Below are 15754 nucleotides of genomic sequence, written 5' to 3'. Positions count from 1 at the left end.
GTGTCTCGGGCCCGCACCACCCAATGACGCGGCACAGACCAAGACGGCACCTTCCCACGACGCTGCGTGGGCATGCGGTGGTTCATGTCACACAGCGTGACTTCTCACAAGATCCACCGATGGCCCGCACAGGTCGGGCAAGAGGCGTGTGACAGCTGCGCGACAGGTGCGCGAGAGGTTTCACAGCACTGGTGAGACAGCGATACTGCTGCACATGACGACGACCGACACCGCGGAGCCGACCCTCACGATCGACGAGCTGGCCGCGCGGGCCGGCGTCACGGTGCGCACGGTCCGCTTCTACGGCACCAGAGGGCTGCTGCCGCCGCCGGCGCTCGGTCCCCGCCGGGTGGGGCACTACGGCCGGGAGCACCTGGCCCGACTGGCGCTGATCGAGGAGTTGCAGCACCAGGGCATGACGCTGGCCGCCATCGAGCGGTATCTCAAGCGGCTGCCGGACGACCTGAGCCCCCACGACCTGGCGCTCCACCGCGCGGTGGTGGCCTCCTGGGCGCCGGAGGCGGTGGAGCGGGTCACCCGCGAGGAGCTGGGCAGACGGGCGGGGCGGCCGCTCACCGACGAGGAGGTGGACCGGCTGGGGGCGATGGACGTCGTGGTGCCCGACGGCGACGCCTACCGGGTGGACGTCGGGCTGCTCCGGCTCGGTGTCGAGCTGCTCGACGTGCCCTTCTCCCCCGAGACGGTCCTCGCCGCCCGCACCGCCCTCCTGGAGCACTCCCGCGCCGCCGCGCGCGACCTGTCCCGGCTGCTGCGCGACGCGGTCGCCGAACGGGAGGCTCCGGAGGTGCGGTCGCTGTCCGCCCACATGCACCCGCTCGTGGTGCAGGCGCTGCTGACCACGTTCCAGCGGTCGCTGCGCGAGGAGCTGCGGGAGTGGCTCGACAAGGAGGCCGGTGAATGATCCGGCGGCTCAGCGGCCGTCCGTGAGGACCTCCCCCTTCTCCGCCTTCTCCACCAGCAGGGCGGGTGGGGTGAAGCGCTCGCCGTAGCGGTCGGTCAGCTCGCGGGCGCGGGCGACGAAGCCCGGCAGGCCGCCCTCGTAGCCGTTGATGTACTGGAGGACGCCGCCGGTCCAGCCGGGGAAGCCGATGCCGAAGATCGAACCGATGTTGGCGTCGGCCACCGAGGTCAGCACGCCCTCCTCCAGGAGCTTGACGGTGTCCAGCGCCTCCGAGAAGAGCATCCGCTCCTGCATGTCGGCGAACGGGATTTCGTACCCGGGCTTCGTGAAATGCTCGCGCAGGCCCGGCCACAGCCCGGCCCGCCTGCCGTCCTCGCCGTACTCGTAGAACCCGGCGCCGCCGGAGCGCCCCGGGCGGCCGAACTCGTCGACCATGCGGTCGATGAGCGCCTCGGCGGGATGCGCCGCCCAGGTGCCGCCCGCTTCCTCCACCGCCCGCTTCGTCTCTTCGCGGATCTTGCGGGGCAGGGTGAGGGTCAGCTCGTCCATCAGGGACAGCACCTTGGCCGGGTAGCCAGCCTGGGCCGCCGCCTGCTCCACGGACGCGGGCTCGATGCCCTCCCCCACCATGGCGACGCCCTCGTTGATGAAGTGGCCGATGACCCGGGAGGTGAAGAAGCCCCGCGAGTCGTTGACGACGATCGGCGTCTTCTTGATCTGCCGGACCAGGTCGAAGGCCCGCGCCAGCGTCTCCTCCCCCGTCCGCTCCCCCTTGATGATCTCCACCAGCGGCATCTTGTCCACGGGTGAGAAGAAGTGCAGCCCGATGAAGTCGGCCTGCCGCTCGACGCCCTCGGCCAGCGCGGTGATGGGCAGCGTGGAGGTGTTCGAGCACAGCAGCGCGTCCGGGGCGACGACGTGCTCGATCTCCTGGAACACCTTGTGCTTGAGCGAGGTGTCCTCGAACACCGCCTCGATCACCGCGTCACACCCCGCCAGATCCGCCGCCTCGGCGGTCGGCGTGATCCGCGCGAGCAGCGCGTCCGCCTTCTCGTGGCTCGTACGGCCCTTCGCCACGGCCTTCGCGCACAGCTTCTCGGAGTACGCCTTGCCCTTGAGCGCCGACTCCAGCGAGACGTCCTTCAGCACGACGTCGATGCCCGCGCGGGCGCACGAGTAGGCGATGCCCGCGCCCATCATCCCCGCGCCCAGCACGGCGACCTTGGTGACCTTGCGGGGCTCGACGCCCTTGGGGCGGTTGGCGCCCGAGTTGACCGCCTGGAGATCGAAGAAGAACGCCTGGATCATGTTCTTCGAGGTCTGACCGGCGGCCAGCTCGACGAAGTAGCGGGCCTCGATCACCTGGGCGGTCTCGAAGTCGACCTGGGAGCCCTCGACAGCGGCGGCCATGATGTTGCGCGGTGCCGGGTAGGGGGCGCCGTTCGTCTGCTTGCGCAGGTTGGCGGGGAAGGCGGGCAGGTTGGCCGCGAACTTCGGGTGGGCCGGGGTGCCGCCGGGGATGCGGTAGCCGGGCCGGTCCCAGGGCTGGGCGGACTCCGGGTGGGCGTCGATGAAGGCGCGGGCCTTGGCGAGCATGTCCTCGCGGCTGTCGGCGACCTCGTCGACCAGGCCGTTCTCCTGGGCGCGGCGCGGGTTGTACTGGGTGCCCTGGAGGAGGACCTTCAGCAGGGCGTCGGTGATGCCGAGCATCCGGACGGTGCGGACGACGCCGCCGCCTCCGGGGAGCAGGCCGAGGGTGACCTCGGGGCAGCCGATCTTGGAGCCGGGCGCGTCGAGGGCGACGCGGTGGTGGCAGGCCAGCGCGATCTCGTAGCCGCCGCCGAGCGCGGCGCCGTTCATGGCGGCGACGACGGGCTTGCCGAGGGTCTCGATGCGGCGCAGGTTCCGCTTGATGGCCATGCCGCCGTCGAAGAGGTCCTGGGCGGTTTCCGGGGTGACGCGGATGAGGTCGCGCAGGTCGCCGCCCGCGAAGAAGGTCTTCTTGGCGGAGGTGACGATGACGCCGCGGACGGAGTCCTTCTCGGCCTCCAGGCGGTCGGTGATCGCCGCCAGGGAGTCGCGGAACGCCTGGTTCATGGTGTTCGCGGACTGGTCGGGGTCGTCGAGGACGAGGGTGACGACGCCGGTGTCGTCCTGTTCCCAGCGGATGGTGGTGGGCTCGGTGCTCATGAGGATGTGCTCCAGGTGATCCGTCGTGGCCGTCGTGGCCGTCGTATCCGTCGGGAGGGGGTCAGATGCGCTCGACGATCGTGGCGATGCCCATGCCGCCGCCCACGCACAGGGTGGCGAGGCCGTAGCGCTTGTCCTGGCGCTCGAGTTCGTCGACGAGGGTGCCGAGGATCATCGCGCCGGTCGCGCCGAGCGGATGGCCGAGCGCGATCGCGCCGCCGTTGACGTTGACCCTGTCCAGCGACAGGCCCATGTCCTTCACGAAGCGCAGGACCACCGCCGCGAACGCCTCGTTGATCTCGACCAGGTCGATGTCGTCGACGGTCAGACCGGCCTTGGCGAGGGCCTTGCGGGTGGCCGGTGCGGGGCCGGTGAGCATGATCGTGGGCTCGGATCCGGAGACGGCGGCGGAGACGATCCGGGCGCGCGGGGTGAGGCCGTAACGGTCACCGACCTCCTTGGAGCCGATGGCGACCAGGGAGGCGCCGTCGACGATGCCGGAGGAGTTGCCCGCGTGGTGGACGTGGTCGATCTTCTCCACCCAGTGGTACTTCTGCAGCGCCACCGCGTCGAACCCGCCCAGCTCGCCGATGTCGGCGAAGGACGGCTTGAGCTTGCCGAGGGAGTCGGCGGTGGTACCGGGGCGCGGGTGCTCGTCGTGGTCGAGGACGGTGAGACCGGCGCGGTCCTTCACCGGCACGACGGAGCGCTCGAAACGGCCTTCCTTCCAGGCGGTGGCCGCGCGTTCCTGGGAGAGCGCCGCGTACTCGTCCACGTCGCGGCGCGAGAAGCCCTCGATGGTGGCGATCAGGTCGGCGCCGATGCCCTGCGGGACGAAGTTGGTGGCGAGGTTCGTCATCGGGTCGTTGAACCACGCGCCGCCGTCCGAGGCCATGGGGACGCGGGACATGGACTCGACACCGCCCGCGAGGACCAGGTCCTCCCAACCGGAGCGCACCTTCATCGCGGCCATGTTGACCGCCTCAAGACCCGACGCGCAGAAGCGGTTCTCCTGCACCCCCGCCACCGTGTCCGGCAACCCGGCCGCGATCGCCGCGACACGGGCGATGTCCGAGCCCTGGTCACCGACCGGACCGACGACACCCAGCACGACGTCGTCCACGGCAGCCGGGTCCAGGCCGGGGAAACGGGCACGGATCTCATGGATGAGGCCGACGACCAGGTCGATCGGCTTCGTGCCGTGCAGGGCGCCGTTCGCCTTGCCGCGTCCACGCGGAGTGCGGATCGCGTCGTACACGTACGCTTCGGTGCTCACTGGCAGGCCTTTCACTGAGGGTTGTGCACTGCGGGGTTCGGGAGGGAGGCCGGGGCCGGGCCGCCCCAGTCGCGGGGCAGCCCCCAGTCGCGGGCCACGGCCTCGGTGTCGGCGCCGGGCAGGGCGGGGCCGGTGCGGACGGCGGTGGGGGTCGCGGAGAAGCGGGGTGCGGGGGCCGGCTGGGTGATGCCGTCGTGGTCGGTGAAGGTCGAGCGGGCGGCGAGGTGCGGGTGGTGGGGGGCCTCGCGCAGCGACAGGACGGGGGCCGTACAGGCGTCGGAGTCGGTGAAGACGGCCGTCCACTCGTCGCGGGTACGGGACTTGAAGCGGGCGGCGACGGCCGCGCGCAGTTCGGGCCAGCGGGACATGTCGTCGCGGGCCGGTGCCAGGTCGGGGATGCCGAGCAGCCGCATGAACTCGGCGTAGAACTGCGGTTCGAGCGCACCGACCGCCATGTACCGGCCGTCGGCGGTCTCGTAGGTGCCGTAGAAGGGGCAGCCGCCGTCGAGGAGGTTGGCGCCGCGCCGGTCCTGCCAGCCGCCGGCGGCCAGCATGCCGTGGATCATCGCGGAGAGGTGGGCGGTGCCGTCGACGATGGCGGCGTCCACGACCTGCCCGGTGCCGTTCTCCCGTGCGTGGTGCAGGGCGGCGAGGATGCCGACGACGAGGTAGAGGGAGCCGCCCGCGTAGTCGCCGAGGAGGTTGGCGGGGGCCGCCGGGGGCTCGTCGGGGGCGCCGGTCATGCCGAGGGTGCCGGTGAGCGCGATGTACCCGATGTCGTGCCCGGCGCGCCGGGCGAGCGGACCTTCCTGGCCCCAGCCGGTCATGCGGCCGTAGACGAGCGCCGGGTTGCGGGCGTGGCAGTCCCCGGGGCCGACGCCGAGCCGCTCGGCGACGCCGGGGCGGTAGCCCTCGATCAGGACGTCGGCGCGTGCGGCGAGGTCGAGGACCCGGGCCGGGCCGTCCGCGGCCTTGAGGTCGACGACCACGGAGCGCTTGTTGCGGTTGGTGACGTCGTGGGCGGGGTCGATCCCGAGGCCCGGCCCGCCGGGACGGTCGACGCGCACGACGTCGGCGCCCAGGTCGGCCAGGAGCATGGCGGCGAACGGTCCGGGACCGATACCGGCCAGCTCGACCACGCGCACACCGGCGAGCGGGCCCTCGGTGCCCGGGCTCCGCGTCGGCGTCCTCACTTCCGGCATTCAGCCCCCAGCTCTGTGACACAACCGATGTAACACCAGTGATGCTAAGAACGTGTTCCACTGGGCACAAGCCCCGGGCGAGCAAGCGCTTAGCCAATTATGGTGCAGGCTCCTCGCCGGGCCGCGCGATCCTCACGCTAGCCTCAGCCACCGGCAACGGCGCGTGCTGCGGACCCAGGGGTTGCCGACGGGTGACGGAGGGATGTCATGAACAGGCTGAAGGCGGCCGACCGGCCGTACGACGTCGTGCTGTTCGGGGCGACGGGGTTCGTCGGCGAACTGACCGCGGAGTACCTCGCCGCACACGCGCCGGACGGGCTGCGCTGGGCGATCGCGGGCCGCGACGAGGAGCGGCTGCGCCGCCTGCGCGAACGGCTGACCGGTACGGCGGACACCGCGGCGGACGTCGGCGTGCTGCTCGCGGACGTGTCCGATCCGGAATCGCTGCGCGAACTCGCCGGGCACGCGCGCGTGGTGGCCACGACGGTCGGCCCGTACGTCCGTTACGGCGACGCGCTGGTCGCCGCCTGCGCGGACGCCGGCACGGACTACCTCGACCTCACCGGGGAGCCCGAGTTCGTGGACCTGACCTACGTCCGCCACGACGCCCGCGCGCGGGAGACCGGCGCCCGCCTGGTGCACGCCTGCGGTTTCGACTCGGTCCCGCACGACCTCGGCGTGTACTTCACCGTGCGGCAACTGCCGGAAGGCGTGCCGCTGACCGTGGACGGCTTCGTGACCGTCAGCGCCACGTTCTCGGGCGGTACGTTCGCCTCCGCGCTCGGCCAGTTCGCGCGCGGCCGCGAACTGCGGGCCGCGGCGCTGGAACGCCGGCGGCACGAGCCGCGCCTGGTCGGCCGCCGCGTGGTGACGCCGATCGGGGCGCCGCGGTTCGCCGGGGAGGTGGGGGCGTGGGCGCTGCCGCTGCCGACCGTGGACGCCCAGATCGTGCGCCGGTCCGCGAAGGCCCTGGACCGCTACGGCCCGGACTTCCGCTACCGCCACTACGCGGCCGTACGGCGGCTGCCCGTCGCGGTGGGCGGGGTGGCGGCCGTGGGCGCGCTGATGGCGGCGGCCCAGCTGCCGCCCGCACGGCGCCGGCTGTCGGCGAGGCTCGCGCCGGGCGAGGGACCGAGCCCCGAGCGGCGGGCGAGGAGCTGGTTCTCGGTCCGCTTCGTGGGCGAGGGCGGCGGCCAAAAGGTGTTCACCGAGGTGGCGGGCGGCGACCCCGGGTACGACGAGACGGCCAAGATGTTCGCCGAGGCGGCGCTCTGTCTCGCCCTCGACGCCCTGCCGCCGACGGCCGGGCAGGTCACGACGGCCGTGGCGATGGGCGACGCGCTGACCGAGCGGCTGCGGGCGGCGGGCATCGGCTTCCGGGTGGCCGCGACCCGCTGACGGGCCTGGGAACCGTGCGGCGCCCTGCGGCGGGGCCTACCCGGACCACCCGGCGATCGTGTAGATCATCCCGCCGATCCAGGCCAGACCCGCGCCCACCGCCAGCACCAGACCCGCGACCACGGACCGCTCGACGGGGCGGCCGGACCGGGCCGGGTGCTTGGGTGCGCGGTGTGTCGTCATGCCGTCCACCCTGCCGGGGCCGCGAGCGGCGGCACATCCGTACGGATACTCAGATCCCTCTGGGCGCTCAGATCCGTCGATTTGAGACTTTCACGGCACCGCTCTCCCTACCACCAGGCACCGTGCGCGGCCAAGTGCCAAAGAGGAGTTCAATGAAACCCTTGAAGGCATGAAGTTCCTTCTCGAAGTCACCATGGACGAGGGCGCGCTCGCCGAGGACCCCACGGGCGAGTTGCAGCGGATCCTGCGGTACTGGGGCGGCAACCTGAAGCACTACGCACTGCGGCCCGGCGACGGTTCCGGGATCTACGACTCGGCGTACCGGGAGGTGGGCCGCTGGAGCGTCGAGGATCAGGCCGGGTAGGCGGCGTCCCGCAGGGCCGCGCGGCACAGGGCGTCGGCCCTGCGGGTGGTCTCCGGCAGCCGGTACGCGGGCGTCAGGGCCAGGGTGTGGGCGCAGGCGTTGGCGAGGTCCACCCGGTGCCCGACCGAGACGAAGACCGGCTTCACGCCGTCCCGGGTGCGCACCGCCCGCCCGACCTCCTCGGCACCGGCGAGCAGCGGGGACGTGCTGCCGCGCGGGGTGTCGGGGTCGTCATGGGTGAAGGTGAACGGGTTCTTGGCCACGCCGATCGTGGGCAGGCCGGTGAGGACGCCCAGGTGGCTCGCGAGGCCGAACCGGCGCGGGTGGGCCAGGCCGTACCCGTCGCACACCACCAGGCCGGGCGGGCAGGGCAGCGCGTCCAGGGCGGCGAGCACGGTCGGGATCTCCCGGAAGGCGAGCAGGCCGGGCACGTAGGGGAAGGTGATCCGGCCGACGGCCGTGGCCTCGGCGACGACGGCGAGGGTCCCGGCGTCCAGTACGACGGCCGCCGCCGCGACGACGTCGCGTTCGTCGTCGTAGGCCACGTCCACGCCGGTCACCCGGCCGGTGCCGGGCGGCGGGCCGCCCTCGTCGAGCACCACGCGGGCGCGCAGTTCGTCCTGGACCGCCCGGGCCCGTTCCTCGGTCGTGGGCCAGCCGGCGGGGATCTGCACGCTCACGGTCGTCATGGTGGCCGCAAGCCTACGGGAGCCCGGGAGTAGGCTCGCGATCATGTTCGTACTGGAGCTGTCCTACACCGCCCCGCTCGAAGCCGTCGACGCCGTGCTGCCCGACCACGTGGCCTGGCTGGACGGACTGTACGAGCAGGGCGTGTTCCTGGCGTCCGGGCGCATGGAGCCGCGCGAGGGCGGGGTGATCCTCGCCGTCGCGGGGGACCGTGCGCGGATCGAGGAGATCACCGCGGGCGACCCGTTCGTCAGGGCCGGTGTGTGCGCGTACCGCGTCACCGAGTTCGTCGCCACGAAGACGGCGCCCGCGCTGGAGCGCTACCGGGAGACGCTCGGGTAGCGGCGCGGGTCACTTGCCCAGTGCCTGGCGCAGCTCGCCCTTGTTCATGTTCGAACGTCCGTGCACGTCACGGCGCTTGGCCTCCTGGTACAGCTGGTCGTAGGTGGGTCCCTGGGGTCCCTGCCGGTTCCCGGACCGCTGGCCGCCGCGCTTGCTCGGCGACTTGTCCTGCGTCGAGGTGCGGCTGGCGGTCCTGGACTCGCCGGACTGCGCGCGCTCCTTGTTCACCGTCCGCGCCGCGATCTCCTTGGCGCGGCCGGTGCTCTCGCCGCGGTCCTTCGCGCTCTTCCTGATGTGCTCGTACTGCCGCTCCCGTTTGGGGCTCGAACCGCTCGGCATGTCCGCTCACTTCCTCTCACGTTCAGCGAACGGTTACCCACGTTACGGACAAACACCCCGGCCCGCCCGTGTCAGCGCTCCAGCCGGGCGACCCGGCCCTGCTCGCCCGCGGCCCAACAGCCCAGGTCCGGGGTGCAGTCCACGGTGTCGTAGGACCCGGTGTCGACCGTCCGCCAGGTGTGGCCGCCGTCCGTGGTGAGGTCGGTGCCGGTGGGGCCGACGGCCAGGGCGGCGGAGCGGCTGTGCGGGAGCCAGGCGACGCCGGAGCGGTAGGCGGGCGGGGGCCGGTCGGCGGGCCGCCAGGTGCGGCCTGCGTCGGAGGTCCGGGCGGCGGCCCGCGGGGAGGCCTGCTCGGGGCGGTAGTCGCCGCCCACGGCGAGGCCGTGGGCCCGGTCGCGGAAGGCGAGGGCGAACACGCCGCGGGCCGGGTCTCCGGCCGGGACCGGGGCGTCGGTGGCCGTCCAGGTGCGCCCGCGGTCGGCGGAGTGCAGCACGCGCGCGCGTGCGGCCCCGCCGGTGGCCAGCCACACGTCCCTCGGCCCGGCGGAGACCAGGCACTGGCCACTGGCCGCGAACCCGGCCTCGCCCTGCTGCGCGGGCGGCATGCCCGCGTCGGGCAGCACCTTCCAGGTGTGGCCGCCGTCGCCGGTCGACAGGATGCGGAACTTTCCGTCCACCGGGTCGCTCATGGCGAGGCCGTGGCGGCGGTCGAAGAAGGTCAGGCAGTCGTAGAAGGCCCGCGGGTCGGTGTTGCGGAAGGACTCGGTCCAGGTCGCCCCGCCGTCGTCGGTGCGGTAGACCCTGGACGCCTCGCCCTCGCCGATGGCCAGGACCACGGCCCGGCGGGCGTCGAAGGCCTCGATGTCGCGGAACTCCAGCTCACCGGCGCCCGGCGGGGAGATGTCGCGCCAGGTGTCGCCGCCGTCGGTGGTGCGCAGGACCGTCCCCCCGGTACCGGCCACCCAGGCGGTGTGCCGGCTGACGGCGGCGAGCCCCCTGAACCGGACGTCGGAGACGCCGGTGTCCTTCACGTCCCACTGCGGCCGCTGGTGCGCCTGGGCGGGTACGGCGGTCAGTGCGGCCAGCGCCGCCGCGCAGACCGCCCCGGCGAGCACCACCCGCCCCGTACGCCTGCCGCCGGCTGGAACGGGCCGTACCCTGCGTCGCGTGCTTCCCAAGCGCCTCATGGCGGGCGAAGCTAGCCCACGGCCCGCGCGCCGTCCAGAGGGCCGCGACCGCTCGAGCGCCTGGTGCGGGCGTGCCGCAAGTGCCCTTCGGGGCACGGGAGGAGAGGCGTGTCACTCCTGGGAGCTCCCGGGCATGAACGCGGTGACAGAGGTCACTCGCTCGTCGTGTGCACGGATGGGCTGATTCCGACGTCTCTTCCAGTGCCCGGCCCGCACCACCCGCGAAGCCCGTCCAGCCGTCACGAGGGAGCAAGGCGTTGTCCACCGTCATCGATCAGCCCGTCGAGGCGCGCCTCGTCGCCGCCGCGCCGCGCATGCCGAACATTCCCGCCACCCTGCACTACGACCGCGCCGACCCGTTCGCCGTCCGCATGACCTTCCCGGCCCCGGCCACCCTGGAGGGCGTGGAGGTCTGCTGGACCTTCTCCCGCGAGCTGCTCATCGCCGGGATGCAGGAGCCGAACGGCCACGGCGACGTCCGGGTGCGCCCGTACGGGTACGACCGCACGGTCCTGGAGTTCCACGCGCCCGAGGGCACCGCCGTGATCCATGTCCGCTCGGGCGAGCTGCGCCGCTTCCTTCAGGCCGCCGGCGAGCTGGTGCCGGTGGGTCTCGAGCACCTCCAGCTGGACCTGGACCACGACCTGGCGGAGCTGATGCGCGGGAGCTGCTGACCCCACCCCCTCCCGGCTCCCGCGGCGCCGGACGGCGCTCAGCCGCGCGCGGACACCGGTGCCCGGGCCGTCTCGTCGCTCACCGCGTCCCACACCTCGCCCACGATTTTCCGCATGCCGGGTGCCGCGCCCGCGCACCGCAGGGTCAGTTCCGCGATCCGGTCCCGGCCGCGGACCCCGCCCGCCGTGCCCCCGGGCGCGCCCAGTCCGGCGGCGGCCGCCAGCGCGGCCAGGGCCGCGTCCCGTTCGGAGACCTCCCCGGCCGGCAGCGGCCCTTCCAGCAGGTGTCGTGCCTCCTCCCGCAGCGCCCGCGCCGCGGCGGCCCGCGCGAGCACGTACTCCACGGACGGGAACACGCCGAGCACCCGCTTCTTCTCGGCCCGCAGGTACCCCTCGGCGACCAGCTGCTCCCGCACGGCGTCGAAGGTGACCCGGGCGTGCAGCCGCACCCAGGTGCGCCACCGGTGCGGCAGCGACTCGCGGACGAGTTCAAGGAGCCCGTCGAGGACGGCGTCCCCGGTGCGGGAGTCGAGATCGGCGGGGGTGGCGATGCCCTCGTCGTCGGTGAGCAGACCGCGCTGGGCCAGTTCGGTGAGCGCACCGGCGCGCACCAGGTGGTGGACGCGGGCGGTCTCGGCCGCCGAGGACCGCTCGGGGTCCCAGGCCAGCAGGCAGAGCCGGGCCGGCAGTGAGAGCGAGCCGTTGGGCACGGGGGCCTCCTCGGGGTCCGCGTAAATGCGTTGACAGGCCAACCGGGTCTTCTTTAGGTTCGGTACTGCTTCTGTTGCCGCCGATTGGAGAAGGACGTTGCTCGTCTGAGGTCCTGAGACACCGCGTCACACGTATCTCACGTGTGTACGCAGCGTGCGACCTCGGCGTTCGAGCCGTCCCAGCCTCCTGACGGAGCAGGGCTTCTTTCGTGCCCTCCCCTCGTCCGACGGCGGCCGCCCGCTTCCGGTGTCTCGATACGCGTTTGCCCCTGACCGCTTCGAGCAACCGCGGAGACCCGTATGTCTACTTCCCCCACTTCTCTCACCTGTACGTCCCTGTCCTTCGCCTGGCCCGACGGCACCGCCGTCTTCGACGGACTCGACGTCGCCTTCGGCCCCGGCAGGACCGGCCTCGTCGGCCTCAACGGCGCCGGGAAATCCACCCTGTTGAAGCTGATCGCCGGGCGGCTCACCCCGGCCGACGGCACCGTCCGGGTGGCCGGCGAGGTGGGCTACCTGCCGCAGAACGTCACGCTCGACACCGCGCTGCGGGTCGACGAGGCGCTCGGCATCGACGCGCGCCGGGCCGCGCTGCACGCCATCGAGGCGGGTGACGTGAGCGAGGAGCACTTCGAGACCGTCGGCGACGACTGGGACGTCGAGGAACGCGCGCTGGCCACGCTCGGCGAACTGGGCCTTGGCCACATCGGCCTCGACCGCACCGTCGGCGAGGTGTCGGGCGGCGAGTCGGTGCTGCTGCGGCTGGCCGCGCTCCTGCTGCGCCGGCCCGACGTCCTGCTCCTGGACGAGCCCACCAACAACCTCGACGTGTACGCCCGCAGGCGGCTGTACGCGGCCGTCGAGTCCTGGCCGGGGATGATGGTCGTGGTCAGCCACGACCGCGAGCTGCTGGAACGGGTCGACCAGATCGCCGACCTGCGGACCGGCTCGGTCACCTGGTACGGCGGCAACCTCACGGCGTACGAGGAGGCGCTCGCCGTGGAGCAGGAGGCGGCCGAGCGGATGGTCCGGGTCGCCGAGTCGGATCTGCGCAGGCAGAAGCGCGAACTGGCCGACGCCCAGGTCGTCCTGGCCCGGCGCAGGCGCTACGGACAGAAGATGTACGACACCAAGCGCGAACCCCGTGCGGTGATGAAGCTGCGGGCCCGGACGGCCCAGCAGTCCGCGGGCAAGTACCGCATCATGCACGAGGAGAAGCTCGCCGGGGCCAAGGAACGGCTCGACGACGCGGTGGAGGCCGTGCGGGACGACGACGAGATCCGCGTCGACCTGCCGTACACGGCCGTACCACCGGGCCGGACGGTGCTGACCCTGCGGGAGCTGGAGCCGGCGTACGGCGCCCGGATGACGGGCGGCCTCGATCTGCACGGTCCCGAGCGGATCGCGCTGGTCGGGCGCAACGGCGCGGGCAAGACCACGCTGCTGCGCACCGTGGCCGGGGAGCTGGCGCCGGTGGCGGGCGAGGCGACGGCGCACGTGCCGCTGCGGTTCCTGCCGCAGCGTCTGGACGTCCTCGACGACGGGCTGAGCGTCGCGGAGAACGTGGCCCGGTTCGCGCCGGGCGCCACCAACAACCGGATCCGGGCGCGGCTGGCGCGCTTCCTGTTCCGCGGCGCCCGCGCCGACCAGCAGGCGGCCACGCTGTCCGGCGGCGAACGCTTCCGGGCGACGCTGGCGGCGCTGATGCTGGCCGAGCCCGCGCCGCAGCTGCTGATGCTGGACGAGCCGACCAACAACCTGGACATGGCGAGCGTGCGGCAGCTCACCAGCGCGCTGGAGGCGTACGAGGGGGCGCTGCTCGTGGCCAGCCACGACCTGCCGTTCCTGGAGTCGCTCGGCATCACGCGCTGGCTGCTGCTGGAGGAGGGAGAACTGACGGAAATCACGCCGGAAGCTGTCGGGTATTCCGCCTAGCGTCCGCTGGATGAGCGAGTTCATCAGCATCACCGGGGCCAGGGAGAACAACCTCCAGGACGTCACGCTCCGCATCCCGAAGGGCCGGCTGACCGTGTTCACCGGCGTTTCGGGGTCGGGGAAGTCGTCGGTCGTGTTCGACACGATCGCGGTGGAGTCGCGGCGCCAGCTGAACGAGACGTTCACCTGGTTCGTCCGCAACCGGCTGCCCAAGCACGAGCGGCCGCACGCGGACGCCCTGGAGGGCCTGACCCCCGCGATCGTCGTCGACCAACGGCCGGTCGGCGGCCACTCCCGCTCCACGGTCGGCACGATGACCGACATCCACTCGGTGCTGCGGGTGCTGTTCTCCCGGCACGGCACCCCCGGCGCGGGAGGGGCGACGGCTTACTCGTTCAACGACCCGTCGGGCATGTGCCCCGGCTGCGACGGCCTGGGCCGCCGGGTGCAGCCCGACTGGGACCGGATCCTGGACCCGGCCAGGTCGCTGGCGGACGGAGCGGTCCGTTTCCCGCCGTTCGCGGCCGGGACCTGGCAGGGGCAGACCTACACCAACACCGAGGAGCTGGACACCGGCAAGCCGGTCGGCGACTTCACGAACGCCGAGCACGCCTTCCTGATGCGCGGGCGGCCCGGCAGCAGGGTCACCGTCAGCGGCTCGGGCGGGACGTGGAGCACCGAGTACGAGGGACTCGCCGACCGGTTCGAACGGCTGTACCTCAAGCGGGACCTGTCCGGCATGAGCGAGAAGACCCGGGACCTCGTGGGCGGCTTCCTGGTCGAGGCCCGCTGCCCCGACTGCGGCGGGGCCCGGCTGAACGCGGCCGCGCTCGCCTCCCGAATCGACGGGCGCTCCATCGCCGACTGCTCGCGGATGCAGATCACCGACCTGATCGCCGTACTGAGGGGGATCGACGACCCGGTGGCGCTGCCCGTCGCCGGCGCCGCGGTGGCCGCGCTGGAGCGGGTGGAGGCCATCGGGCTCGGCTATCTCAGCCTGGACCGGGAGACCGCCACGCTGTCCGGCGGCGAGGGGCAGCGGCTGAAGACCGTGCGGCACCTCGGTTCCAGCCTGACCGGGATGACGTACATCTTCGACGAGCCCAGCGTCGGACTGCACCCGCGGGACGTCGGACGCCTCGGCGACCTGCTGCTGCGGCTGCGCGACAAGGGCAACACCGTGCTGGTGGTCGAGCACGACCCGGACGTCATCGCACTGGCCGACCACGTCGTCGACATGGGCCCGCGGGCCGGTGCCGACGGCGGCCGGGTGGTGTTCGAGGGGCCGCCGGCCGGGCTGGCCGCGTCGGACACGCTCACCGGGCGGTGCCTGGGGCGGCGTACGGCGGTGAAGGACACGGTGCGGGCGGCCACCGGCGAGCTGTGGGTCAAGGGCGCCGGGCGGCACAACCTGCGGGAGGTGACGGTGGCGTTCCCGACCGGGGTGCTCACCGCGGTCACCGGGGTCGCCGGGTCGGGCAAGAGCACACTGGTCGCGGAGCTGACCGTGGCCCACCCGGACGCCGTGGTCGTCGACCAGTCGGCCATCGGCATCTCCGCCCGCTCCACCCCGGCGACGTACCTGGGGATCATGGACACGGTGCGGAAGGTCTTCGCGCGGGAGACCGGTGCCGAGCCGGGCTTCTTCAGCTTCAACTCGGGCGGGGCCTGCGGCACCTGCGAGGGGCGCGGGATCATCCACACCGACCTCGCCTTCATGGATCCGGTGACGACCACCTGCCACGACTGCGAGGGGCGGCGCTTCCGGGAGGAGGTGCTGCGGCTGACGGTGCACGGCCGGTCGGTCGCCGACGTGCTCGCGATGACCGCCGACCAGGCCCTCGGCTTCTTCTCCGACACCGGCGTACGCCGTCGGCTGCGTGCCCTGCGCGACGTCGGCCTCACCTACCTCACCCTCGGGCAGCCGCTGTCCACGCTCTCCGGCGGCGAGCGGCAGAGGATCAAGCTGGCGACCCGGCTGCACCGCACGGGCGCGGTCTACGTCCTGGACGAGCCGACCACCGGTCTGCACATGTCGGACGTCGAGGGGCTGCTCGCCCTGCTGGACCGGCTCGTGGACGCGGGCAACACGGTCGTGGTGGTCGAGCACAACCTGGACGTGGTGGCGCACGCCGACCGGGTGATCGACCTCGGCCCGGACGGCGGGCGGGACGGCGGCCTGGTGATCTTCGAGGGCACCCCGCGCGAGCTGCTCGCGGCCCGCGGCTCCAGCACCGCCGAGCATCTCAGGAGGGCTACGAGGGGCTGACGGGGGTTCCGTAGGCGCAGGTCCGCGCTGCATGATGGCGCGAACCGGCGCCGCCTCACGCGCCGGGCAGCCGACG

The 15754-nt window shown here is 72.9% G+C and carries 15 protein-coding genes; 7 read left to right on the top strand and 8 right to left on the bottom strand.

Annotated features, from left to right (window positions below):
* Positions 1–214: 214 nt before the first annotated feature.
* A complete protein-coding gene (locus tag ACZ7MF_RS09850; protein WP_471475620.1) occupies positions 215–922 on the top strand; it encodes a MerR family transcriptional regulator in 708 nt (235 codons plus the stop codon).
* 9 nt (positions 923–931) lie between these two features.
* Here the strand turns inward: ACZ7MF_RS09850 and ACZ7MF_RS09845 are convergent, their stop codons facing one another.
* From ACZ7MF_RS09845 to ACZ7MF_RS09835, 3 genes are all read right to left on the bottom strand, one after another.
* On the bottom strand, positions 932–3112 hold the full coding sequence (locus tag ACZ7MF_RS09845) for a 3-hydroxyacyl-CoA dehydrogenase NAD-binding domain-containing protein (protein ID WP_471475619.1): 2181 nt from the start codon (positions 3110–3112) through the stop codon (positions 932–934).
* Positions 3113–3173: 61 nt separating this feature from the next.
* The gene (locus ACZ7MF_RS09840) at positions 3174–4388 is read right to left on the bottom strand and encodes an acetyl-CoA C-acetyltransferase (protein ID WP_471475618.1); all 1215 of its coding nucleotides are present in this window, start codon (positions 4386–4388) and stop codon (positions 3174–3176) included.
* Between the two features lie 11 nt (positions 4389–4399).
* The gene (locus ACZ7MF_RS09835) at positions 4400–5590 is read right to left on the bottom strand and encodes a CaiB/BaiF CoA transferase family protein (protein ID WP_471475617.1); all 1191 of its coding nucleotides are present in this window, start codon (positions 5588–5590) and stop codon (positions 4400–4402) included.
* Positions 5591–5797: 207 nt separating this feature from the next.
* Between ACZ7MF_RS09835 and ACZ7MF_RS09830 the strand changes: the two genes are divergently transcribed.
* Positions 5798–6988 (top strand): saccharopine dehydrogenase family protein, encoded by a 1191-nt coding sequence (locus tag ACZ7MF_RS09830; RefSeq protein ID WP_471475615.1) that lies wholly within the window; start codon positions 5798–5800, stop codon positions 6986–6988.
* Between the two features lie 36 nt (positions 6989–7024).
* On the opposite strand, the gene mmpA is transcribed toward ACZ7MF_RS09830, so the two are convergent.
* Complete coding sequence (mmpA, locus tag ACZ7MF_RS09825) at positions 7025–7171, bottom strand: morphogenic membrane protein MmpA (RefSeq protein ID WP_471475614.1); 147 nt, start codon at positions 7169–7171, stop codon at positions 7025–7027.
* 169 nt (positions 7172–7340) lie between these two features.
* On the opposite strand from mmpA, the gene ACZ7MF_RS09820 reads away from it, so the two are divergent.
* Positions 7341–7535: a hypothetical protein gene (locus tag ACZ7MF_RS09820; RefSeq protein WP_398316186.1), complete on the top strand. Its 195-nt coding sequence runs from the start codon at positions 7341–7343 to the stop codon at positions 7533–7535.
* Here the strand turns inward: ACZ7MF_RS09820 and ACZ7MF_RS09815 are convergent.
* Positions 7523–8224, bottom strand: a complete 702-nt coding sequence (locus ACZ7MF_RS09815; RefSeq protein WP_471475613.1) for an endonuclease V — start codon at positions 8222–8224, stop codon at positions 7523–7525. The genes ACZ7MF_RS09820 and ACZ7MF_RS09815 overlap by 13 nt on opposite strands.
* 43 nt (positions 8225–8267) lie before the next feature.
* On the opposite strand from ACZ7MF_RS09815, the gene ACZ7MF_RS09810 reads away from it, so the two are divergent.
* Complete coding sequence (locus ACZ7MF_RS09810; protein ID WP_356863532.1) at positions 8268–8564, top strand: YciI family protein; 297 nt, start codon at positions 8268–8270, stop codon at positions 8562–8564.
* A 9-nt stretch (positions 8565–8573) separates the two neighbouring features.
* Here the strand turns inward: ACZ7MF_RS09810 and ACZ7MF_RS09805 are convergent, their stop codons facing one another.
* Both ACZ7MF_RS09805 and ACZ7MF_RS09800 read right to left on the bottom strand, forming a co-directional pair.
* Complete coding sequence (locus ACZ7MF_RS09805) at positions 8574–8903, bottom strand: plasmid stabilization protein (RefSeq protein ID WP_471475611.1); 330 nt, start codon at positions 8901–8903, stop codon at positions 8574–8576.
* 71 nt (positions 8904–8974) lie between these two features.
* The gene (locus tag ACZ7MF_RS09800) at positions 8975–10021 is read right to left on the bottom strand and encodes a WD40/YVTN/BNR-like repeat-containing protein (protein ID WP_471477208.1); all 1047 of its coding nucleotides are present in this window, start codon (positions 10019–10021) and stop codon (positions 8975–8977) included.
* A 326-nt stretch (positions 10022–10347) separates the two neighbouring features.
* On the opposite strand from ACZ7MF_RS09800, the gene ssgD reads away from it, so the two are divergent.
* Complete coding sequence (gene ssgD / locus ACZ7MF_RS09795; RefSeq protein ID WP_361004773.1) at positions 10348–10764, top strand: spore wall synthesis regulator SsgD; 417 nt, start codon at positions 10348–10350, stop codon at positions 10762–10764.
* Positions 10765–10802: 38 nt separating this feature from the next.
* Here ssgD and ACZ7MF_RS09790 read toward each other — a convergent pair whose 3' ends face one another.
* Positions 10803–11474, bottom strand: coding sequence for a GOLPH3/VPS74 family protein (locus ACZ7MF_RS09790; RefSeq protein WP_471475610.1), 672 nt, complete (start codon positions 11472–11474; stop codon positions 10803–10805).
* Positions 11475–11774: 300 nt separating this feature from the next.
* Between ACZ7MF_RS09790 and ACZ7MF_RS09785 the strand changes: the two genes are divergently transcribed.
* Both ACZ7MF_RS09785 and ACZ7MF_RS09780 read left to right on the top strand, forming a co-directional pair.
* Positions 11775–13409 (top strand): ABC-F family ATP-binding cassette domain-containing protein, encoded by a 1635-nt coding sequence (locus ACZ7MF_RS09785; protein WP_471475609.1) that lies wholly within the window; start codon positions 11775–11777, stop codon positions 13407–13409.
* 10 nt (positions 13410–13419) lie between these two features.
* On the top strand, positions 13420–15678 hold the full coding sequence (locus ACZ7MF_RS09780) for an ATP-binding cassette domain-containing protein (RefSeq protein WP_471475607.1): 2259 nt from the start codon (positions 13420–13422) through the stop codon (positions 15676–15678).
* Positions 15679–15754 lie beyond the last annotated feature (76 nt).

The organism is Streptomyces sp. NPDC111628, from assembly GCF_055635195.1.
Note: the sequence above shows the minus strand (reverse complement) of the source record. Positions and strands in the feature narration are given on the sequence as shown.

Excerpts from the sequence above, each read along its gene's own strand:
- ACZ7MF_RS09850 (WP_471475620.1), top strand. The coding sequence starts at position 215 with ATGACGACGACCGACACCGCGGAGCCGACCCTCACGATCGACGAGCTG.
- ACZ7MF_RS09845 (WP_471475619.1), bottom strand. The coding sequence starts at position 3,112 with ATGAGCACCGAGCCCACCACCATCCGCTGGGAACAGGACGACACCGGC.
- ACZ7MF_RS09835 (WP_471475617.1), bottom strand. The coding sequence starts at position 5,590 with ATGCCGGAAGTGAGGACGCCGACGCGGAGCCCGGGCACCGAGGGCCCG.
- ACZ7MF_RS09830 (WP_471475615.1), top strand. The coding sequence starts at position 5,798 with ATGAACAGGCTGAAGGCGGCCGACCGGCCGTACGACGTCGTGCTGTTC.
- mmpA (WP_471475614.1), bottom strand. The coding sequence starts at position 7,171 with ATGACGACACACCGCGCACCCAAGCACCCGGCCCGGTCCGGCCGCCCC.
- ACZ7MF_RS09820 (WP_398316186.1), top strand. The coding sequence starts at position 7,341 with ATGAAGTTCCTTCTCGAAGTCACCATGGACGAGGGCGCGCTCGCCGAG.
- ACZ7MF_RS09815 (WP_471475613.1), bottom strand. The coding sequence starts at position 8,224 with ATGACGACCGTGAGCGTGCAGATCCCCGCCGGCTGGCCCACGACCGAG.
- ACZ7MF_RS09810 (WP_356863532.1), top strand. The coding sequence starts at position 8,268 with ATGTTCGTACTGGAGCTGTCCTACACCGCCCCGCTCGAAGCCGTCGAC.
- ACZ7MF_RS09805 (WP_471475611.1), bottom strand. The coding sequence starts at position 8,903 with ATGCCGAGCGGTTCGAGCCCCAAACGGGAGCGGCAGTACGAGCACATC.
- ACZ7MF_RS09785 (WP_471475609.1), top strand. The coding sequence starts at position 11,775 with ATGTCTACTTCCCCCACTTCTCTCACCTGTACGTCCCTGTCCTTCGCC.
- ACZ7MF_RS09780 (WP_471475607.1), top strand. The coding sequence starts at position 13,420 with ATGAGCGAGTTCATCAGCATCACCGGGGCCAGGGAGAACAACCTCCAG.